Here is a 20,224-nt window from a genome sequence, read left to right on the forward strand (position 1 = left end):
GGCTTTAGCCGGGAAGGCGTCAGGCGTTGCGCAGGCTGCGTTCCATACGCGCCAGGCCTTCTTCCAGCATCGGCCGCGGGCAGCCAAAGTTCAGACGCACGAACTGGCCACAGTCCTCGCCGAATTCCAGGCCGTCGCTCAGCGCAACCTTGGCGTGCTCAAGGAAGAATTGCTGCGGGCTTTCGAGCCCCAGGCCCGAGCAATCCAGCCACGCCAGATAGGTGCTCTGGGGCAGGTTCATCGTAATACCGGGGAAGCGGGTTTTGATGGCCTCGGCCAGGTAATTGCGGTTGTCCTGCAGGTACGCCATGACCTGTTCCAGCCACGGGCCGCCTTCGCGATAGGCCACTTCGGTGGCTTCCAGGCCCAGGGCGTTGACGCTGTCCACCAGCCCCAGCCGCCCGGCATTGAAACGCTGGCGCAGCTCGGGGTTCTGCACCACGGCGAACGCTGTTTTCAGACCGGCGATGTTCCAGGCCTTGCTCGCCGACATCAGCGTCACGCTGCGCGCCGCGATCTCCGGGCTCAGGGAAGCGATCGGCGTGTGCTGACGGCCGTCGAACAGCAGGTCGGCGTGGATCTCATCGGAAATGATCAGTGCATCGCGCCGCACGCAGGCTTCGCCGATGGCCAGCAATTCGTCGCGTTCGAAGACCTTGCCCAGCGGGTTGTGGGGATTGCTCAGCAGCAGCGCGCCATGGTCAGGCAGCGCGCGTTCCAGTGCCGCGACGTCGGTGGGGTATTCACCCTGGGCGTCAGCATGGAAGGGCAGATCGATGCGCGGCAGTTTCCAGTTGGCCGGCGCGTGCAGCAGCGGTGAGTAGTTGGGCGTCTGCACCAGCACCGCGCTGGATGGCGAAACCAGCGCGTGGAGCGCCATGTTTACCCCAGGCTCGACCCCGGGCAGAAACACCAGATCCTGCGCCTCGATCTGCCAGCCGTAGCGGTTGGCGAGATGCTTGACCAAGGTTTCCCGCAACGCTTGCTGGGGCACGGAATAGCCCAGCAGCGGATGCTCCAGACGGTTCTTCAGCGCCTGCACAATGGGCGCTGCCACCGGAAAATCCATGTCCGCCACCCACATCGGCAGCACGTCTTCGGGGTACTGGCTCCACTTCTTGCTGCCGGTGTTCAAGCGCTGAAAAACGTTATTCAGATCCATGTTCTGGCCTGTCCTGCTCGAAAAAAGAGGGGATTGTGCCAGAGAATGGCGGCCTGGGTTTGCTGTCGATTTGCGGTTTGTAGGATTACTCCGTAAATGCCGCTGGAACCGTCTCCTTCGTGTCTCCCCCTCTGGAGTCACACTTTGAAATGCCTCATCTTCGCCCGCTTCAGCCCTCTCTCATGGACGAGTTGATCCGGTTTTCTGCAGACCGGTCAGGGGCGCTTAATCCTGCCAGGGACGCTCATTCATGATCACCGTATTGCCACCTTTCTTCGATCACAGTCGCCATAAGCTTGTTGTTCATCGCTTTCCTGTAGCGCTCGATGTACTTGCGTTCGAGGGCGAGGAGCAGCTGAGTCAGCCATTTCTCTACCGTGTGGAATTCACCTCCGTCGAGCAGGACATCGGGGCTGAACGTCTGTTGGGGCGGGATGCGCAGTTCAGTCTGCACGCGGCGGCGCATACGTTGCCTGTTCCGATCCGTGGGTTGCCGGTGCCTTCGGTTAAACCGTTGCGCACGTTGCATGGTGTGGTGACGGGTTTTAAACGTCTTTCCGGTTCTGCTGACGAAGCCAGATACGAGATTACTTTGCAGCCGCGCCTGGCGTTGCTGGGTCGAGGGCGGCAGTTCCGGATTTATCAGCATCAGTCGGTGCCGGAGATTGTCGAGAGTATCTTGCGGTCGCGGCATGACTTTGAGGGGCAGGATTTTCTGTTCACGCTGGTGCGGGACTATCCGACGCGTGAGCAGGTGATGCAGTACGGTGAGAGTGATCTGGCGTTTATTTCGCGGCTGTTGGCGGAGGTGGGGATCTGGTATCGCTTCACCAACGATGAGCGATTGGGTATTGCGGTCGTTGAGTTTCATGATGACCAGCGGCATTACGTTCGGCCGCGGGTGAGCTTGCCGTTTCGGCCGCAGTCCGGGTTGGGCAGCAGCGGCCAGGATGGGGTTTGGGGGCTGCAGGTCAGTCATGGGGTTGTGGAGCAGAGCGTTCACTTTCGTGCTTATCACCATCGGGATGCCAGTGCGTGGCTGGATGGGGATGTGGACCAGACGCGTGGTGATGCGACGACTTATGGCGAGGCGTATCACTATGCGGAGCCGTACCGGGTATTGGGCGACAAACTGGATCAGGACGAGGATCTGCTCGGGGAAAGCGGGTTTTTTTATGCCCGGTTGCGGCATGAGCGGTATCTGAATGATCAGACGCGCCTGAGCGGTATAAGCAGCAGTGCTTCGTTGGGATTGGCGCAGGTGCTGGCGATTTCCGGCGGAGCGCCGCAAGCGTTTGAACCGGGAGCAGTCATTACACGATTGAAGCTGCGTGCGGCGCGGGATCGAAGTTTTGAGCTGAGTTTTGAGGCGATTCCGTATTCCGAGAGTGTGTGTTTTCGGCCGCCGTTGCTGGCCAAACCTGAGATAGCGGGCACTGTTCCGGCGCGAGTCACCAGTTCGCTGGCCAACGATCCGTATAGCCACATCGACAGCGAAGGCCGCTACAAGGTCAGCTTTTTGTTTGACCGCGACAGCTGGAAGTTGGGTGAGGAAAGTCTTTGGTTGCGCCTTGCCCGTCCGTACGCAGGCGATACCCACGGCCTGCACCTGCCACTGATCTGCGGGACCGAGGTGGCTGTTGCCTTTGAGCAAGGCGACCCGGACCGACCGTACATCGCCCATGCGCTTCATGACAGCCGACATCCCGACCATGTGACGCTGCTGCGCAGCGATTACAAACGCAACGTCCTGCGCACGCCGGCCAATAACAAGCTGCGCATGGAAGATGATCGCGGCAAAGAGCACATCAAGCTCAGCACCGAGCACAGCGGCAAGAGCCAGCTAAACCTTGGGCATCTGGTCGACAACGAGAAGGATAAGCGCGGCGAAGGGTTTGAATTGCGCTCGGATGGTTGGGGCGCGATTCGGGCGGGGCGCGGGGTGTTTGTCAGTGCGGATGGGCAGACCAAGGCGCAGGGCCAACAGCTCGACATGAGCGCGGCGGTCGGTCGATTGCAGAATGCCGGTGAACAGCTGGAAAAACTCTCGGCAGATGCTGCCATCAGTCACGCCGACCCCGCCGACGTGCAGGCGCAACTCGATCTGCTGAAACAGGACCTGGACGCGCTCAAATCCTCGGTGCTGCTGCTCAGCGCTCCGGACGGCATTGCCCTGACCAGCGGCAAACATCTGCAACTGGCCGCGCAAGACAACCTGATGCTCAACGCGGGCGGCCACGCCGACATCAGCGTGGTCAAGAAACTGTTCATGGGTATAGGCCAGGGCCTGAGCCTGTTCGTTCGCAAGGTCGGCCTCAAGCTGATTTCCAACGAAGGCCCGGTGAGCATCCAAGCGCAGAACGATCGTCTGGAATTGCTCGCTCGCCAGGGAATAAACATCACCAGCACCGAAGACGAAATCCACATCACGGCGAAGAAGCGCATCGTCCTCAATGCTGGCGGCAGCTACGTCGCCATTGAGCAATGCAGCATTGAATCCGGCACCGCCGGCGACTATCTCATCAAAGCCGCGCACTTCGACTTCAGACCGAAAGCCGCGCAGGAGGTTGAACTGCCTGCTTTGCCACCGTTGTTGGATATACCGCCTGAATTGCACGAATTCTGGCCCAGCTTCAGCGGCGGCAACATTCACTACGAGCGGAGCATGATCAAGAATGCTGCGCCGGTTGAACAGCCCGAGACACTTGAGGAGGAAGAAGAGGAAGAGGAAATCACCGAAGGGATCACCCTGCGCATCGGGTTGTTCTTTGATGGAACGGGGAACAACCAGAGCAATGCGGCAGCGACCGCGCAATGTCGACAATCGGATCTGGATAGTTTCAGCCGTGAGGAGCTGGAGAGCATTGCCGCGACGTGCAAGCAGTATGGATTTGGGGAGTTTGACGGCAGCGCGTTTAACAGCGCGCCGAATAACAGTTACGGGAATGCGCCGAGCAATGTGGCGTATTTGTATGACCTTTATCCGGATAACAGCACGACTGCGCTCAAGGTAGACCAAACGATCGCCTACATATCCGCTTACGTAGAAGGGATTGGTACTCGCAGCGGCGGGAAGGATGCCACGCTGGTTGGTCAAGCTCTTGGGCAGGGTGAAACGGGTGTCGTAGCGCGGGTTCTGGAAGCGCCAGCTTTGGCGGCGAAAGAGCTGAAGCGCTTTCGCCAAACAAATCCTGGGGTTTACGTCCAGCAAATCGAGTTCGATATTTTCGGTTTCAGTCGCGGCGCGGCGGCTGCCCGGCATTGTGCCAATGAACTGCTAAAGCCTGAACGTGGAGTATTTGAATATCTGCTCAAAGGCGGCGGCTTCGGGCTGTTGAAGAATTTCGATCCAGCCTACGACGTCAGCATCAATCTAATTGGCCTGTTCGATACCGTTGCAGCCATCGCAGATCCTCTACATGGTGACTTCAGTCCTGGCAACGACCTTAATCGTGGCGTCAATCTATACCTGCCACCCGACTGCGCGCGACAGGTCATTCACCTTCAAGCCCTCGACGAATATCGCGCCGACTTTTCTCTGAATAATGTGCACCACACGCACCTCCAGATAGGGCTGCCGGGAGCGCACTCCGATGTCGGCGGGGGCTATCTGCCACGCGCGCGAGAAAAGTTGTGGATGACGCAACCCTGCAAGGCCAGCGTTCCGACCGGTCAAAGGGTTGAGTCCCACCCCGCGTGGGCTCGTGCAGAGGCGGACGCCAAGGCATTGCGCGAATCAGGCGTGGCCCGGGATGGCTACGTTGCGGTGAAAGCCTGGCCTGCAGCAACTAACCCTCGCGGCAGAGCTGCGTCGGTCACCGAGGACTACTGGGTAACAGTGCTGCTCGAACGCCCGGTGCACGGCGAACTGAGCCTGATTGCATTGCGTGTTATGCGTGAGCTGGGGATACGTCACGGCGTTCCATTCAAAGGTCTGGAGGCGCGGCCTGAACTCGCAGTGCCAGAGGAGCTAATGCCTATCGCCAAGCAAATCTTGCAGCAGGTAATGATGGACCGGCTCGTACGCCTTGAACCTGCGCAAGAGGCGTTGCTACGAGCGAGGTACATCCACCTGTCCGCACACTGGACCCCACGAGGCCCCTTCTTACTAAGCAAGCCAGCACCGCTGAATCGTAGGAATGTGCATCTCAACCGCCCGCAAAAGGGATATCCAGAATGAAGCGTCTGATCTTAGTGGTTGGATTACTGATTAGTCTTAATGCCTGTGCAATGAGCCCCTCAACGTCACCGCCCCCCAAATTGCCCTATCCAGCATGGTATGTCGGTCTGGCGGCTCCCCAACATATGGAGGTGTGGGTGGAGACGGTTGATGTGACCGATCAGCGAGGCCTGAGATTTTTTCGAGTGCATGGAGGAGTCGCGAGTTACACCGGTCAGCCAGAGGGCTGGGGAAATGGTGCGGGCAAGTCGAAGCCCATCAACAACGTCGATCTTCCTGAGCGTATCTTTATGCGCTGGCAATCCTTGGTTGAGCCGCAAGCCTACAAGATTAGTATTCAGATACCGCAGTGGGTGCGCGATCAGATGATCAAGCCAGAGCAAGCATTTTGCTTATGGACAAGCAAATGGGAGGAGGACTATCGCGATGCGCTCACCCTCGGAATGGCGCCGGGGGGGATTGTTAAGGTCTGGGTAGGGGGATCTTGTTTGGGATACAGGGAAGTTGGCCGTTTTCAGGCTGAAGTCGAGCCGCTCGGTCCCTACCGTGGCGCAAGCAAAGGCAAGTACATCCCGCTCGAACCGGAGAACAAAGCTTATGTAGAACAGCACGGCATTCCCTATGGGAGTTGGTAACTCGGCGATGAGCGCTAACAATGAGCATCACGGCACGCGACGGCTAGCGCATTTACGGCGTTGTTCAAGGCTCTCATTTGCAGACTGGGTTTCCTGAATGAGGCATCTGGTCTTTGCGGTCGGATTGCTGATCAGCCTGAGTGCCTGCGCAACGGGAGGCTTATTACCCCCTGTCAAGCTGCCATATCCGGCGTGGTATATCGGCTTCGCCGCGCCCAAACACATGGAAGTGTGGGTGGAAAGCGTCGATGTGCTCGATCAGCGGGGATACGTTTTTTTCAACGTGCATGCCGGCGTCGCCGGTTACACGCGTAAGCCCGAGGGTTGGCATAAGGGCGCATCTGGCGGGAAACCCATAAGTAACGTCGACTTACCAGACCAACTCCTTCTGCGTTGGCAATCACTCGTAGAGCCTCAAGCTTACAAAATCAGTATCCGGATACCGCAGTGGGTCCGTGATGAGATGGTTAGACCGGAGCGTGTTCTCTGCCAGTGGAATCAGCAATGGAAAACAGACTATCGAGAGACGATCACGCTCGGCATGGCACCCGGCGGGATTGTAAAAGTTTGGCTAGGCGGATCTTGCCTGAGCTTCAAAGAAGTGGGCCGCTATCAAGCTAAAGTCGAGCCGCTTGGCCCCAACCAGGACGGAAAAGGGCTGTTTTACCGTGCACCCAATCCAGCGGCACAAACTTGGATAGATCAACACGGCATCCCTTATGGAAGTTGGTAATACTGCATCGACATTCAAAGGCCCGGATGCGTCCTCAGTTGCAGCTCCCGAGCCGGTCACCCCAGTGCAATAACTTCACCCGAAACACTCCCACTCGTCAGTAAGTTATTTCTCTAAACTTAATAGCGACAGGAACACGACGGGTAGAGCCAAACAACTAAACCCAGAATCACCGCAATCAAAGCATCAATCACTAAAACCAACAACGAGCCTCACAACTATGAAAGACATCATCCGCCTAGGCGACCTCACCACTCACGGCGGCGTCGTGCTTCAGGCCTTTCCGCAGACCGAGCTCAACGGCAAGCCCATCGCCGGGGTGGGACACAACGTCAGTTGTCCGTTATGCAAAGGCATTTTCCCCATCGCCGAAGGCAGCAGCACCTACACGGTCGACGGAATTCCGGTCGCATTAGACGGCATGAAAACCGCCTGTGGTGCGGCGCTTATCGCCAGTGGCCCAAAGGGCGCCGTTACCAGCTGAAACAACCTGCGCGGGTCACCAACGGGCCTCGCTAGAACGATTCAGGGAGATCGACGGCGCAATGCCGTCGATCCTCGTGCCGCCCCGCCGATCGACACCTATTGAAGTCGCCTTTCAGTAGTTATCTGAACTCGAATGAAATGAGAAACCGCCCGTCGGCACATTATCAACCGTTATAAACTTTCAGCGCGAAACCATTGGTCGGGTCTATTTCCGCTTTCCTGAATTACATCTTCAGCGATGTCTCTTTATATCTGTGCGGTCTGCTTAGTTGACAGATCGCCGCAATAGAAAGCTGAACTTGTCGTTAAAAACCCTGATACGAAATTAGCCTGAGAAGGGAGTAAGACTATGTTCCTGCACAATAAACGTCTTCAATACACGGTTCGCGTCGCCGAGCCTAATCCGGGTCTGGCCAACTTGCTGCTGGAGCAGTTCGGCGGCGCCCAGGGCGAGTTGGCTGCGGCCACTCGTTATTTCACCCAAGCGTTGGCTGAAGAAGATCCAGGTCGCAAGGATCTGTTGCTGGACATCGCCACCGAGGAACTGAGCCACCTTGAAATCATTGGCTCGATCATCGTGATGCTCAACAAGGGCGCCAAAGGCAAACTCGCCGAAGGCGTGCAAGCGGAAGGCGAGCTGTACCGTGACATCAACGGCGCCGGCAATGACTCGCACATCACCAGCCTGCTGTACGGCGGTGGTGCTCCGCTGGTCAACTCGGCCGGTGTGCCATGGACCGCAGCCTACATCGATACCATTGGTGAACCGACGGCGGACTTCCGTTCGAACATCGCTGCTGAAGCACGCGCGAAGATCGTCTACGAACGCCTGATGAACGTGACCACCGATCCAGGCATCAAGGACGCCTTGGGCTTCCTCATGACCCGGGAAATCGCGCATCAGATCTCCTTCGAGAAAGCGCTGCACTCGATTCAGCCGAACTTCCCGCAAGGCAAGTTGCCAGGCATGCCGGAGTTCTCCCGCACTTACTTCAGCATGTCCAACGGCGAGCCGAACGTACGTGGCCCGTGGAACAGCGACGCAGATTTCGAATACGTCGAAAATCCAAAGCCGGCAGTCGATGGTGGTGACGGTACCGCTTCGGTGACGTTGAGCGAGGACGACTCGGTCACCCTGACGATGATGAAGGAGCGTCTGAAGTCTGATCTGGACGCGGAACCGATGACCGGCGCCGACCTCGGCTCGGGTCTGGCTCAGGGTAAAGCTGAGTAGTGCGATAAGGGGAGGGCCGGTATGTAGCGGCTCTCCCGGCGATGTGATCAAGACCACGTACGACATGGAGATTCTGATGAACAAGTTATTGGAAGATTCGACGTCCAATGAAGCCAGCGAGTTGTTCAACGACAACGCTCAGCTGGACTTCACATCCTGTGTGACCCGCTTCGAAGCAGAAGCTGCAACGCTGGGGCGTGGATTCAGAACCGCGTTGTTTGTTCAGCAATTCAAGGCCGGACTGTTGCCGAAGTCCGTAAAAGGGGTTGAAAGACTCCACTAAACGCCGTGGCTTCTAAGTTAGATTCCATAGAAGTGTCCGCTGGAAGGGCTGTCTGATCCGCTACGACTCCATCGATTTTGCCCGCGAAAGCGGGCTTTTTTTTGTCCCCGATCAGGGGGTAAAGTTGGATCCCGGCGCAGCCCCGGCATGCCCCGCCACCCGCAACGGTGCGACGGGCTGGACTGATCCGCGATTACCCGCCACTGTATTGCCTTTCGCGCGTGGGCAATGCGTATTTTCAGGCCTGATGCACATCAGGAGAGGGAGCAGATTTGAATCAGCTAAAACGCCTTGAGAGCGGGATCAAGGGCTTCGACGCACTGCTCAAAGGAGGCCTTGTGGCGGGCGCGTCATACATCATTCAGGGACGCCCGGGGTCGGGCAAGACGATCCTTGCCAACCAGTTGGGGTTCAATCACGTCCGGCAGAACGGCCGCGTGCTGTTCGCCACACTGCTGGCCGAGCCTCACGACCGGCTGTTTCATTTCCTCTCGACGCTGAGCTTTTTCGATCGCCAGGCGGTGGGCCAGAGCATCCAGTTTGTCAGCGCCTTCGACACGCTGGAGAACGACGGTCTCGACGAGGTCGTCAAGTTGCTGCGCCGCGAGATCAGTCGTCAGCATTCCAGCCTGCTGATTCTGGACGGGCTGCTCAACGCACGCTCCAAGGCAGAGACGCCGCTGGACACCAAGCAATTCATCTCCGAACTGCAGGGCCATGCCGCTTTCGCCGGCTGCACGGTGCTGTTTCTCACCAGCTCGCAACTCGACGATGGCAGTCCCGAGCACACCATGGTTGACGGTGTGATCGAGATGGGCGAAGACATGGTCGGCTCCCGTACGGTGCGCCGGATCAAGATGCGCAAGACCCGAGGCAGCGGCGCGATCCCCGGCGCCCATGAATTCGAGATCAACGACCAGGGCATTTCCATTTACCCGCGTCTTGAATGCATGCTCACCCGAACCGGTGCCATGCCCGAACGCCCTCACACCCTACTGAGCAGCGGCATTGGCGGGCTGGACTCACACATCGGTGGCGGTCTGGTCCGGTCGTCGGTGACGCTGATCATGGGCCCTTCAGGCGCCGGGAAGACGTCTCTGGGCATACAGTTTCTGAGCCAATGCTCTGCACAGGAGCCGGGGCTGTACTTCGGCTTTCATGAATCCCCGCAGCGGGCCATGACCAAAGCGCGTTCTCTGGGCGTGGACTTCACGGCGCTGCAGGCGTCGGGCGCGCTGCACGTCGTCTGGACACCGGCATCGGCAGGGCTTATCGACCGGGTGTGCTACGACCTGCTCGACAGGGTGGAGCGGCTGCAGATCAAGCGCGTCTTCATCGACAGTCTCAATGCCCTGAGTCGAGCGGCCACCGATCAGCGTCGGGTGCCGGACGTTCTCGAAACCGTGCTTGGCGAGCTTCGCGCGCGCGGCGTCACGGTTATGGCTTCCTGGGAAGCGCATCGGTTGTTCGACGATCAAACGAGCATCCCGGCGCCTGACGTCTCCGGCGTGGTCGATAACCTGCTGCTCGTCCAGTTCGTTCAGCATCGGACTGAACTTCAACGCCAGGTTTCTATTCTGAAGATCAGAGACAACGCCTACGATCCCTCGCCACTTGAAGTCGTGATGAGCAACGCTGGAATCACCATGAAGAAGGTCTGAGATATGCGATTCGCAACGTGGGGATGGCCAGAACCATTGAGTTGCCTGACCAGGTGCCTGATCCTCGCGACATCGTGGGCCCGCCGGGAAATGGCCCTCTGATGCCAACCATTCTAATCATCGATGACGAATACCTGATTGCCGATATCCTCAGCTTCGCGCTGGAGGACGAGGGCTTTCAGACTGTGGTGGCCGGAAGCGGGCGCAAGGCACTGGAGATTCTTGATCGCGAGCGCCCCGACTTGATCATCACCGATTTCATGATGCCCGGCATGACCGGTCTGGAACTTGCCGAGACGATCAAGTCTCGGGATGTGCACATGTCGACGCCTATTATGCTCATGAGTGGCGCCCAGGCTTACATGGGTGCCGAGCGGCCAGACCTGTTTGATGAGGTGATCGAAAAGCCCTTTGATATCGACCAGGTCATCGGCAAGATTCACGCCCTGTTTCAAGCCCGCCGCTAAGCCCGCCTGTAAGGTTCTCGCAGTCCATCGTTATTGCCGTTGAACGAATCGATTCAGCCCAGGGTCGATACTGATAACGCTTATTGAGATGGGCAGTGCAATGAATACCTGGTACAGCAAATCGTTGGGTGAAGGCACCGTCGTCTACCGCCGCTTACGTGTGTTGAACGAACTTCGTCATCAAGTTTGTCCCGACGCTTCCTGCCCCTATTCGCTATACATGGACGCCGTCAGCGCGGAAACCATCGTGTTGTTTGATCCCGAGCAGATTGTGCTGGCCACCGCTTTTGGCGCACTGCCGTGTGGGCAACCCCATATCAATGGGGTTCGGTTGATCGATCTTGAATACCGTCCGCTTCCTGTCACATCCCAAAGTGCACAACTGTTCAGCTCTTCACGCATCCACCCGCAACCGCGGTTCTACGCTGAATACCGCGCGTGACGAGTTGTGCCCTTGAATATTCAAGCTGATAACCGACGCAAGCCAGTTCCAGCGTGAGCGGCTGCGTTTGCTGTCAGTGCTGACCGCAGGAGAATCATCATGGCCGTGGCCGTTGTCAGACTGGAAGGTGAAGACATCCCCCTCGAACACAGGCAGTCGGGCGCAACCGCCGTCTTCCGTGTCAAAGATGACGAGGGCGCCGTACTGTATTTCGAAGATGAAGTGGAAGCGGCAAAGTCGGCTGTTGAACTAAGCAATGCCGAGCAATCCTGAATTGGCAGCGGTCTGACAGAAACTTGTGCTCAGTGATTTCTCAACAGGCTTAATATCGCATCGGTGAATTCTTGCGGTGCTTCTTGCGGCACATTGTGGCCCACTCTCGCTATCACCTGCCGCCGGACTGGGCCTGCAAAGCCCCGTACCGCAGCACTGTCCTCGCGTTTCGATGAGACGCCATCGTCTGCTCCCGCCAGAATCACCGTGGGCACTGTGATCAGGGGCTTCTGCGCGAGCTTCTCCTGAATCGCCGCGCAGGCAGGATCGCCCGCCGCCAGTTCATAGCGGTGTCGATAGGAATGCACGACCACGTCGACAAAGTCCGGGTTATCAAATGACTGCGCACTTTCAGTGAACGTGGATTCCGCAAATAGCCACGTTGGTGACCATAATTTCCAGAGCAAGTGGCAGAACTCATTTCGATTGGCCGCAAGGCCGGCACGTCCGCGCTCACTGTGCAGGTAGTATTGATACCAGAGCCGTAGCTCTGCTTCGGGTGACGCAGGTGTATTGGCTGCAGCGATGTCCTGAATGTTGTAGCCCGGGTCGCAACTGACCAGCCCGGTCACCCGTTCCGGCCACAGCGCAGCCACCACACACGCCGCGCGTCCGCCCCAGTCATAGCCAGCGAGAATGGCTTTCGGGATATTCAACGCATCCAGCAGTGCCAGCAGGTCAGCGCCCAATGCGGCCTGTTCGCCCGAGCGGGGCGTGGCTGAATCTATAAAACGGGTAGGGCCGTATCCCCTCAGATAAGGCACGATGCAGCGGCAGCCGGCCTGGACAAGCTGCGTCGACACGTCGTCGTACGCGTGAATGTCATAGGGAAATCCGTGGAGCAATACCACAACCGGCCCATCGCCTGGGCCCATGTCGCGATATGAAACATTCAGCACGCCAGCAACTATATTCTTCACGGGAGTACTCCGGCAGACAGCAGTGAGGGAGCCCTGACGAATGCCGGGCTGACGTGTGAGGCGAAGAGGTTAAAACGATTCAATTGCGCGATTGGCAATTGCAGACTAACAAGAGAACAATGATCGAATCACCGATGCCGCGCGACGGGCACGGGCATCGGGAGATCGGCAACGGAGCGAAGGTTAATCACCTGTCCCCCCGTTCACAGATCCATCAGGAAACCCAGGATTCGACGGTGTCGGAACCGTGTTCGGCTTTCCATTCTTTCAAGGTCTTGTGATTGCCGCCTTTGGTTTCGACGACTTCACCGGTGTGCGGGTTTTTGTAGACTTTAACGGCGCGGGCTTTGCGAGTGGTCTTCTCGGGGGCAGTAGCGTTCTTGCCCTGTTTGGATCCGGTAGGGTGATCCAGAATCGAAATAATATCTTTCAGGCTCTTATTGTATTCGCCGAGCAGCGTACGCAATTTGCCTTCGAATTCGATTTCCTGTTCCAGGCCTTTATCGCCTTTCATGGCCTCAAGGGCCGCGAGCTGATCGGCAAGGTGACGTTCGAGTTGGCGGTATTCAGCAAGTTTAGACATTGGAACTCCATGTTTCGGTTTGTTGATACTGACGTGCGGCGTTAGCACTGGCGAACATTGGAGCGCACGGTGGTGACTGGTGTGACCGTGGACACTGTAGTGCGAGTGGGTGCATGGATGCCAGTACTAACAGCAAACTTTTCTGCCTTCTTTCCTGCCTTGACTGCAAAGCTGGCAGTTCATATGGCGCAGGCCGCTTTACAACATCAACGGCCGTCAGGTTTCGGCCAGGGCTGCAGGCTGCAAAGCGGTATTCAAAGCAGGCTTCAATGCCAGGCCGCCAAACGAGGTGGTCGGGTCTACATAACGCAGCGCCGATTTAATGTCTTTCCAGCCGACGTAATTCATCAGGCTTTTAATATCCCAGCCGTTAGCGGACGCCCAAGTTGCAAACCCTCGGCGCATTGAGTGACTGCTGTAGAGGTCAGCAGGCAACCCGGCGTCTTTAAAGATGCGCCGCAACATCGGCACAAGGCTGTGGGAATTGATGGCTTCCATGGACAGGTTGCCCCAACGATCAATCCGGCGGAACACCGGACCGTGGGACAGGCCGGCCACCGTAATCCAGTTGATATAGGCATTGACCGGGCAGAGCGTCTTCAGCGCGGGGGTGCGAAACGTGGTGCCCTCATGCTGGCGGTCGCCTTTGGTGTAAGGCAGATAAAAGGTGATGCCTTCACCCGCCTGCGCCTGGGTGTTGCCGACGTCCAGCCTGGCCAGCTCATCGCCGCGGAACCCTCGCCAGAAACCGATCAGCACCAGAGCGATAGAGCGTCGGTGACGCATCAATGACTTGTGGTCGCCACGTGCCCAGGCAGCATCTGCCTCGTTCTCCAGCCACGTCACCGCTTGCTCGAGGTGACGCAGCAGCAGCGGCGCCGCCTGCTTGGCTTGCGCCGGGTGGACGACGCGGATGCCTTTGAGCAGCTGCCGTACCGTGGGCGTTTTGGTCGGGTCCGGAAACCCCTGGGTGACGTGCCACTGGGCCAGCGCGGCCAGACGCTGCTTCAGCGTACTGATGGCGTGCTGATCCGCGTACTCCGCGAGGTAGCGCACGATACCGTCGCCCGTGGTGGGCAGGTAACCGCCCCAGACCACTTCGAAGTGTTCGATCGCCGCCCGGTAGCTGCGGCGCGTGTTGGCGCGGGTGCCTGCTGACAGGTATCGATCTGCCTTTTCCATACATCCCTCGATCGGCGTGACACGGGCGCTTTGCTGGCTTAAATCGCTACCTGAGCGTTTGAAAAGCGATAAAGCACTATTATCGGCTCCTGGCAGAAACATTTCCACACAACGTTTTAACTGGTATCGTGACCTGTAATAGCGTGTTACGTAACACGGTACGAAATTGTAGGAGATGGCATGGCACGCGGTGGCATTAACAAGGCGGTAGTGGAGCGGGCCCGACAGGCATTGCTGAGCAAGGGCGCTTACCCCAGCATCGACGCGGTGCGCGTGGAACTGGGCAACACCGGTTCGAAAACCACCATTGCCCGCTATCTCAAAGAGCTGGACACCCGAGCGCCGGCCGAAGCGTCGTCCCGAGAGCGCATGGGCGAAGAGCTCAAATCATTGCTTGAAACCTTGCTTGATCGGCTGACGGAGGAGGGCGAGGAGGTCGTCGCCCAGGCCCAGGCGGACTTCGATCGTCAGCGGATAGCCTGGGAGGTCCGACTGGAAGCCCTTGAGCTGGAGCTGAAATCAGCCCGGCACCAGTGCGAATCCCAGCACGCCGCGTTGACCGAGCAGGGCGCCCAGCTGCAAACCACCCATTCTTCCTGGCAGTCGGAACTGACGCGCAATGCCGGTCTGAGCCAGCAGTGCCAGGACCTTGAACGGCGGGTGCAGGACAAAGACCTGCAGATCCAGTCCCTCGAAGAAAAGCATGTGCACGCCCGCGCGGCGCTGGAGCATTACCGCGAGGCCATCAAGGAACAACGCGAGCAGGATCAGCGTCGCCACGAAGCCCAGCTTCAGCAGATTCAGCTTGAACAGCGAAAACTTCAGGAGACGCTGGTCATCAAGCAGGATGAATCCACACGCCTGAATCGCGATAACGAGCGCTTGCTCGGCGAAATGCGTCAGCAGGCCCGGGCGCTGGCCGATCAGCAAGACCAGACCCAGCGCCTCGCCACAGAACTCCGCGAAGCGCAGATGGCCACCGCGAAAGCCGACGGCGCCCGTGAGCAGCTGCAGGAGCAATTGGCGGCGATAAAAGTGGACAGTAAATCTCTGGCGACAGCAGTGGCACTGGCCAATGAGCAATTGGCGCACGCCAACCAGCAGATAGCTGCCTTGACCGAAGACAACGACAGTCTGCGTGCTCAGGTGCAGCTCATCATTGCCACACCGCCGCCGATACAGACGTAAGCGACCTGCCGGTCTTCAGCTTGCGGAAAACCATGCCAAACCAGCCCACCCCCGATGTCATCAAATCCGCCAGCCCCTCGACCGTTGCTTTGGCGCGGGGCTCGTTGTTCAAGTTCGTGTTTCTGCTGGCAGGCGTGTTTCTGCTGGCCGCTTACCTGTTGGCCTTCCTCGCCCATGAGCTCGATCACACCGAGGAGATCGAGAGCGCTTTCTACACCGATAAGGCGGTGCGCTCGCTTCAAAAAACGCTGACCGTCACGACCAAGGATTATGCGTTCTGGGGCGATGCCTACCGTTACCTGCACCTGAGTGTCGACCCCGACTGGGCTTTTGTCCGTCAGAACATCGGGCCGACGCTATTCAGCGATTTCGGATTCCAAGGCGTGTTCGTCATCGATGACACCGGCCGCACGGTGTATGCCGTGGTGGAAGGGCAACTGGAAAAGGTCGATGCCGAGCCGTGGCTGGGCCCTGCCAAGGACGCGTTGCTGGCCAAGGCCCGGGATGGCGCCGAGACAGAAACCCCGGTTACCGCTTTCATTGACTTGAACGGCACACCCGCGCTGGTCGCTGCAGCCGCCATCACCCCCGGCACCGATCCAAGCGTCGTGCCTGATGGCCGGACGCCCTCGGTGTTGATCTTCGTCGATGTACTGGACGACGCCAAGCTGGCCGTTCTGGGCAAGGAATACGGCGTAGAGGGGTTGCACGTTGCAACGGCCGACGAGCGCGATCAGGTCTCGATCTTTCCGCTGGGCGAGGGCGGCGTCGCCGGCGCCTTGCACTGGACACCACCCAAGCCTGGCCAGCGTTTGCTGGCCCTCGGTTTGCCGCTGATTGGCCTGGCCGCCGCGCTGGTGTGCCTGATGACCTGGGCGATCTTGCGTCGCACCACCGCCGCAGCGCGCTCCCTTGATGACAGTTACGCGTCCCTGCAAAAAAGCGAAAGCGCCCTCGCCACCAGCGAAGCGCGCTTTCGTGACGTGGTCGAAGCCAGCTCGGACTGGGTCTGGGAAATCGACAGCCAAGGGCGGTTCACCTACCTCTCTGACCGTTTCGAAAGCGTCACCGGCCTGCACCGCTCGCAGTGGATCGGGGCACTGATGGACGACCTGCTGCAAACCGAGCTCGGCCAGGTGTCCCAGTGGCTGGCGATCCCCAATCGTCGCCCTGACATCACCATTCAGTGCCGCTACCTGGAGACCTGCGGCCGCGAGCGCATCAGTCGTCTGTCGGCGCGTTCGATGGCGGCGGGGGGATTCCGTGGCACGGCCACCGATGTCACCGAAGAAGTGGAAGCCCGTCGACGCATCGAATTTCTCTCCCAGCACGACGCCCTGACCGGGCTGCCCAATCGGGTCCGCTTGCAGGAGTTTCTGGACGGGAAACTGAAAGCGTTGCCGACCCTTGACCAGCCACTGGTGATGCTGAGCATCGACCTGGACCGCTTCAAACCGGTGAACGACCTGCTCGGCCACGCCGCCGGCGACCGCGTGCTCAATGACGTGTCCAGTCGGCTGTCCGATTGCGTGCGCCATGGCGATCTGGTCGCGCGGGTGGGCGGCGACGAATTCGTGCTGATCCTCAGCGACGCCCAGACCCAGGACGAAGTCGAATCGCTGTGCCGGCGACTGATCGAGTCCATCGAACGCCCGGTGCAGATCGACGACCAGGAAATATTCGTCAGCGCCAGCATCGGCATCGCCATGGCACCCTCCGACGCACGCGATGCGGCCGAGCTGCTGCGCTACGCCGATATCGCGCTGTATGAGGCCAAGGCCAGCGGTCGCGGCACCTGGCGGTTTTATGCCGGCGACATGAACGCCAAAATCATCGAGCGCAGGCGTCTTGAGAGCGACCTGCGCTATGCGATCAAACACAACGAACTGCGTCTGCATTTCCAGCCACGCTTTCGCATTTCCGATGGCAAGATGGTCGGCGCCGAAGCGCTGGTGCGTTGGCAGCATCCGCAGCGCGGTCTGATTCCGCCGGACACCTTCATTCCCATCGCCGAAGAAAGCGGGCTGATCATCCCCCTGAGCGACTGGGTCATGACCCAGGCATGCAGTGAAGCAGCGCGCTGGCCGAAACACCTGTTCATTTCCATCAACCTGTCGCCTGCCGAATTCAAGCGCGGCAACCTGCCGGCGCGCATTCAGTTCGCCCTCAAGGCCACCGGTATAGAGCCGTCGCGGGTCGAACTGGAGATCACCGAAGGGGTGATGATCGAGGACGCCGTAGGCGCGCTGGACGTCATGCAGACGCTGAAGCAGTTGGGCGTGCGCATCGCCATGGATGACTTCGGCACCGGTTATTCGTCGTTGAGTTACCTGCGCACGTTCCCCTTCGACGGGCTGAAGATCGACCGCAGCTTCCTGACCCGCCTCAGTGAAAGCGAAGGCGACCGCTCCATCGTGCAGGCCATTGTCGGACTGGGCCGGGCGCTTTCACTCACGGTCACGGCCGAGGGCATTGAAACCGCCGAGCATCTGGCATTGCTGAAGGCAGTGCAGTGCGAGGAAGGTCAGGGGTATTTTCTGAGTCATCCCCTGACCACGTCGGACTTCCACGCGCTGCTGGACGCGAGAAGTGCGGCAGCGGCGGATACAAACGTATAAAGTGCCCGCGCTAGCCCGGCAGCACCTCTTCCATCACACCGCTGCCGCACCCGGCCACTGTTCATTTCTGGAGGGTTCATGACTCACCCGCGCGCTGTTTTCACCGAAGGCTCGGTGGCCCGGCACGTCATGGTGATGTCGAGCACCAGCGCGTTGAGCCTGCTCGCGGTGTTTCTGGTGGACATTTTCACGCTGCTCTACGTGTCGATGCTCCACGATCCGATGCTGCTCGCCGCGACCGGGGTGGCGAAGGTGCTGATCTTCCTCAACAGCGCCGTCTCCAGCGGCCTGATCATCGCCGCCGCCACGGTGCTGTCCGAGCGGATCGGTCATCGCGCATCGAAGGCGTCTTCGCGGCTGGTCACTCACTTGATGCTGATGGTGGTGATCGCGTCGGGCGCGGCGGCGGCGTTGCAACTGGCGCTACTGGTGCCGCTCACTCGCTGGCTCGGCGCGGACGCAAGCACCTACGAAGCCGCGCGGATTTTCATCTGGCTGACCCTGCCGTTCAGCGTGCTGCAATCGGCCATGCAAATGGCGGCGCAGATCCTGCGAACCGCCGGCGACAGCCGCCGCGCCCTGTGCGTTGTGCTTTCGGGCGCGGCGACACTGGCCCTGGCCGATCCACTGTTCATTTTCGGTTTTGGCCTCGGGCTTGAAGGCGCGGGGATTTCCTACTCGCTGTCGGCGCTGGTGTCCCTGGGCCTGGGCATTTACTGGCTGCGGGCGCGGCTGGCGATGCCGTTTTCCATCCGCTGGCGACTGCTGCGCCTGCACACGCGCAAGGTCATGCAGGTCGGTTTGCCAGCGATGGTCGGCAATCTGGCGACGCCCGTGGGCTTGACCTATCTGGTTTCGTCGATCGGCGCCTATGGCACATCGGCGCTGGCGGCCATGTCGGTGATGGACCGGGTCATGCAGTTCGCCTACTGCGTGTTCTTTTCCCTGCCCAGCGCCCTCGCGCCGGTGCTGGGGCAGAACATCGGCGCCCATCGACACGCTCGTGTGGCCAGGGCCATTGGCTTCAGCCGCAAGCTGGTGATCGTCTACGGTCTGTTGGTCTGGGCCGTGCTCTTGCTGGCGGCGAATCCGCTGGCGGACACCTATCAGCTGGAAGGCACCGGTCGGGCGATCTTTCTTGCGTTCTGCCACGTCGGCGGCGGGCTGTGGGCGCTGATCGGGCTGGATTTCGTCGCCATCGCGATGTTCGTCACCCTGGGCCGGCCGTGGCTGGTGGCACTGTTCGCCTGGCTGCGGGCGACGCTGGGGACGGTGCCGTTCGTGCTCGGCGGGACTCACCTGTTCGGCGCGGCCGGTGCGTTCCCGGCCATGCTGACCGGTAACGCATTGATCGCCGTGACTTCGATTACAATCGCGTCCCTGACCGCCAGACGGTTTTTTCAGCGCCGGGGCGCCGCCCAGGCCGTGGCGTGAGCAGGCCAATGCCGGGCTCTGTCAGGCTTTATCCGAATCAACGAGACAAGGTGTTATGACAGACGACGAATCAGGGAATGACTCGCCCGAGGTGGCCTCGCCGAAACGCCGCCGTGCGCCCAAGGGTGAAATGCGTCGCGCCGCCTTGCTCGATGCGGCGACGCTGATCTTCGCCCGCAATGGTTACTCCAGTGCGTCGATGAAGGACGTCGCGCAGCTCGCCGGTATCACCACCGTCGGCCTGCTGCATCACTTTCCAAACAAGGAAGCGCTGCTTAATGCGCTACTGGAGCGTCGGGATCAGCGGGTGGTGTCGCGGTTCAGTGAACTGACCATGGAGATGACGCTGGAGGGGTTCATCAAATTCGTGCGGATGAGCATGAGCTTCAGCGTCCAGGACGCGGCCGAATGCCAGGCGGCGATGGTCCTCAACACGGAAAGCCTGTCAGAGGCCCATCCGGCCTTCGACTGGTACAAGACGCGCTTTCACATCACCCACGAACATGCGCGGGGGCATCTGCAGGCGTTGATCGAGGCGGGAGAGGTGCGGCCGGACATCGACGTGAAGGCGCTCGCTCAGGAGATCTTTTCGGTCATGGACGGTGTGCAGATCCAGTGGCTGAGGGCCCCGGAAGATGTCGACGTGATGGCCGTGTTCGAGGGCTATCTGCGCCGCTTGAAAGCCGACATTCAAGCTCGTCCCTGAGCTTGAAGTGACTGTTTGAACCCCGACCGGAAACCCG

The 20,224-nt window shown here is 59.4% G+C and carries 17 protein-coding genes and 2 pseudogenes; 15 read left to right on the plus strand and 4 right to left on the minus strand.

Annotated elements, in window-relative coordinates; translation table 11 throughout:
* Positions 1-19: 19 nt before the first annotated feature.
* Complete coding sequence (locus AC07RO_RS05535; protein WP_495085482.1) at positions 20-1,162, minus strand: MalY/PatB family protein; 1,143 nt, start codon at positions 1,160-1,162, stop codon at positions 20-22.
* A 250-nt stretch (positions 1,163-1,412) separates the two neighbouring features.
* Here AC07RO_RS05535 and AC07RO_RS05540 point away from each other — a divergent pair.
* The 11 genes and pseudogenes from AC07RO_RS05540 to AC07RO_RS05590 form a co-directional block, all read left to right on the plus strand.
* Positions 1,413-3,755: pseudogene (locus AC07RO_RS05540) on the plus strand (type VI secretion system Vgr family protein); the annotation flags it as partial.
* A 771-nt stretch (positions 3,756-4,526) separates the two neighbouring features.
* Positions 4,527-5,342: pseudogene (locus AC07RO_RS05545) on the plus strand (phospholipase effector Tle1 domain-containing protein); the annotation flags it as partial.
* Positions 5,339-5,977 carry a DUF2931 family protein gene (locus AC07RO_RS05550; protein WP_495085483.1) on the plus strand — a complete coding sequence of 213 codons (639 nt, stop codon included), beginning with the start codon at positions 5,339-5,341 and terminating at the stop codon, positions 5,975-5,977. The pseudogene AC07RO_RS05545 and the gene AC07RO_RS05550, both read left to right, overlap by 4 nt.
* A 97-nt stretch (positions 5,978-6,074) precedes the next feature.
* Positions 6,075-6,710, plus strand: coding sequence for a DUF2931 family protein (locus tag AC07RO_RS05555; protein WP_495085484.1), 636 nt, complete (start codon positions 6,075-6,077; stop codon positions 6,708-6,710).
* A gap of 220 nt (positions 6,711-6,930) precedes the next feature.
* Positions 6,931-7,194: a PAAR domain-containing protein gene (locus AC07RO_RS05560; protein ID WP_495085485.1), complete on the plus strand. Its 264-nt coding sequence runs from the start codon at positions 6,931-6,933 to the stop codon at positions 7,192-7,194.
* Positions 7,195-7,545: 351 nt separating this feature from the next.
* Positions 7,546-8,430 carry a manganese catalase family protein gene (locus tag AC07RO_RS05565; protein ID WP_346626006.1) on the plus strand — a complete coding sequence of 295 codons (885 nt, stop codon included), beginning with the start codon at positions 7,546-7,548 and terminating at the stop codon, positions 8,428-8,430.
* Between the two features lie 76 nt (positions 8,431-8,506).
* Positions 8,507-8,713: a hypothetical protein gene (locus AC07RO_RS05570; protein ID WP_423571361.1), complete on the plus strand. Its 207-nt coding sequence runs from the start codon at positions 8,507-8,509 to the stop codon at positions 8,711-8,713.
* Between the two features lie 272 nt (positions 8,714-8,985).
* On the plus strand, positions 8,986-10,374 hold the full coding sequence (locus tag AC07RO_RS05575) for an ATPase domain-containing protein (RefSeq protein WP_495085486.1): 1,389 nt from the start codon (positions 8,986-8,988) through the stop codon (positions 10,372-10,374).
* Positions 10,375-10,475: 101 nt separating this feature from the next.
* Complete coding sequence (locus tag AC07RO_RS05580) at positions 10,476-10,841, plus strand: response regulator (protein WP_423571365.1); 366 nt, start codon at positions 10,476-10,478, stop codon at positions 10,839-10,841.
* A gap of 100 nt (positions 10,842-10,941) precedes the next feature.
* Positions 10,942-11,283 (plus strand): hypothetical protein, encoded by a 342-nt coding sequence (locus AC07RO_RS05585; RefSeq protein WP_495085487.1) that lies wholly within the window; start codon positions 10,942-10,944, stop codon positions 11,281-11,283.
* Positions 11,284-11,382: 99 nt separating this feature from the next.
* Positions 11,383-11,556: a hypothetical protein gene (locus tag AC07RO_RS05590; RefSeq protein WP_192173879.1), complete on the plus strand. Its 174-nt coding sequence runs from the start codon at positions 11,383-11,385 to the stop codon at positions 11,554-11,556.
* Positions 11,557-11,585: 29 nt separating this feature from the next.
* Here AC07RO_RS05590 and AC07RO_RS05595 read toward each other — a convergent pair whose 3' ends face one another.
* The 3 genes from AC07RO_RS05595 to AC07RO_RS05605 form a co-directional block, all read right to left on the minus strand.
* Entirely contained in the window at positions 11,586-12,431 is an 846-nt protein-coding gene (locus tag AC07RO_RS05595) for an alpha/beta fold hydrolase (protein ID WP_423571596.1), read from the minus strand.
* 259 nt (positions 12,432-12,690) lie between these two features.
* Complete coding sequence (locus AC07RO_RS05600) at positions 12,691-13,059, minus strand: histone-like nucleoid-structuring protein, MvaT/MvaU family (protein WP_192173877.1); 369 nt, start codon at positions 13,057-13,059, stop codon at positions 12,691-12,693.
* 216 nt (positions 13,060-13,275) lie between these two features.
* Positions 13,276-14,241, minus strand: a complete 966-nt coding sequence (locus AC07RO_RS05605) for a tyrosine-type recombinase/integrase (RefSeq protein WP_495085488.1) — start codon at positions 14,239-14,241, stop codon at positions 13,276-13,278.
* Positions 14,242-14,421: 180 nt separating this feature from the next.
* Between AC07RO_RS05605 and AC07RO_RS05610 the strand changes: the two genes are divergently transcribed.
* The 4 genes from AC07RO_RS05610 (at position 14,422) to AC07RO_RS05625 (ending at position 20,187) form a co-directional block, all read left to right on the plus strand.
* Entirely contained in the window at positions 14,422-15,429 is a 1,008-nt protein-coding gene (locus AC07RO_RS05610) for a DNA-binding protein (protein WP_495085489.1), read from the plus strand.
* Between the two features lie 32 nt (positions 15,430-15,461).
* The gene (locus AC07RO_RS05615) at positions 15,462-18,047 is read left to right on the plus strand and encodes a bifunctional diguanylate cyclase/phosphodiesterase (protein WP_495085490.1); all 2,586 of its coding nucleotides are present in this window, start codon (positions 15,462-15,464) and stop codon (positions 18,045-18,047) included.
* Between the two features lie 78 nt (positions 18,048-18,125).
* Positions 18,126-19,481 carry an MATE family efflux transporter gene (locus AC07RO_RS05620; RefSeq protein WP_495085491.1) on the plus strand — a complete coding sequence of 452 codons (1,356 nt, stop codon included), beginning with the start codon at positions 18,126-18,128 and terminating at the stop codon, positions 19,479-19,481.
* A 55-nt stretch (positions 19,482-19,536) separates the two neighbouring features.
* Positions 19,537-20,187, plus strand: coding sequence for a TetR/AcrR family transcriptional regulator (locus AC07RO_RS05625; RefSeq protein WP_495085492.1), 651 nt, complete (start codon positions 19,537-19,539; stop codon positions 20,185-20,187).
* The last annotated feature ends 37 nt before the right edge of the window (positions 20,188-20,224 follow it).

The organism is Pseudomonas sp. GW821-FHT07F05 (assembly GCF_059418765.1).

Bases quoted from the DNA above. Each gene is read 5' to 3' on its own strand.
- AC07RO_RS05535 (WP_495085482.1), bottom strand. From the start codon at position 1,162: ATGGATCTGAATAACGTTTTTCAGCGCTTGAACACCGGCAGCAAGAAG.
- AC07RO_RS05550 (WP_495085483.1), top strand. From the start codon at position 5,339: ATGAAGCGTCTGATCTTAGTGGTTGGATTACTGATTAGTCTTAATGCC.
- AC07RO_RS05555 (WP_495085484.1), top strand. From the start codon at position 6,075: ATGAGGCATCTGGTCTTTGCGGTCGGATTGCTGATCAGCCTGAGTGCC.
- AC07RO_RS05560 (WP_495085485.1), top strand. From the start codon at position 6,931: ATGAAAGACATCATCCGCCTAGGCGACCTCACCACTCACGGCGGCGTC.
- AC07RO_RS05565 (WP_346626006.1), top strand. From the start codon at position 7,546: ATGTTCCTGCACAATAAACGTCTTCAATACACGGTTCGCGTCGCCGAG.
- AC07RO_RS05570 (WP_423571361.1), top strand. From the start codon at position 8,507: ATGAACAAGTTATTGGAAGATTCGACGTCCAATGAAGCCAGCGAGTTG.
- AC07RO_RS05580 (WP_423571365.1), top strand. From the start codon at position 10,476: ATGCCAACCATTCTAATCATCGATGACGAATACCTGATTGCCGATATC.
- AC07RO_RS05585 (WP_495085487.1), top strand. From the start codon at position 10,942: ATGAATACCTGGTACAGCAAATCGTTGGGTGAAGGCACCGTCGTCTAC.
- AC07RO_RS05590 (WP_192173879.1), top strand. From the start codon at position 11,383: ATGGCCGTGGCCGTTGTCAGACTGGAAGGTGAAGACATCCCCCTCGAA.
- AC07RO_RS05595 (WP_423571596.1), bottom strand. From the start codon at position 12,431: ATGGGCCCAGGCGATGGGCCGGTTGTGGTATTGCTCCACGGATTTCCC.
- AC07RO_RS05600 (WP_192173877.1), bottom strand. From the start codon at position 13,059: ATGTCTAAACTTGCTGAATACCGCCAACTCGAACGTCACCTTGCCGAT.
- AC07RO_RS05605 (WP_495085488.1), bottom strand. From the start codon at position 14,241: ATGGAAAAGGCAGATCGATACCTGTCAGCAGGCACCCGCGCCAACACG.
- AC07RO_RS05610 (WP_495085489.1), top strand. From the start codon at position 14,422: ATGGCACGCGGTGGCATTAACAAGGCGGTAGTGGAGCGGGCCCGACAG.
- AC07RO_RS05615 (WP_495085490.1), top strand. From the start codon at position 15,462: ATGCCAAACCAGCCCACCCCCGATGTCATCAAATCCGCCAGCCCCTCG.
- AC07RO_RS05620 (WP_495085491.1), top strand. From the start codon at position 18,126: ATGACTCACCCGCGCGCTGTTTTCACCGAAGGCTCGGTGGCCCGGCAC.
- AC07RO_RS05625 (WP_495085492.1), top strand. From the start codon at position 19,537: ATGACAGACGACGAATCAGGGAATGACTCGCCCGAGGTGGCCTCGCCG.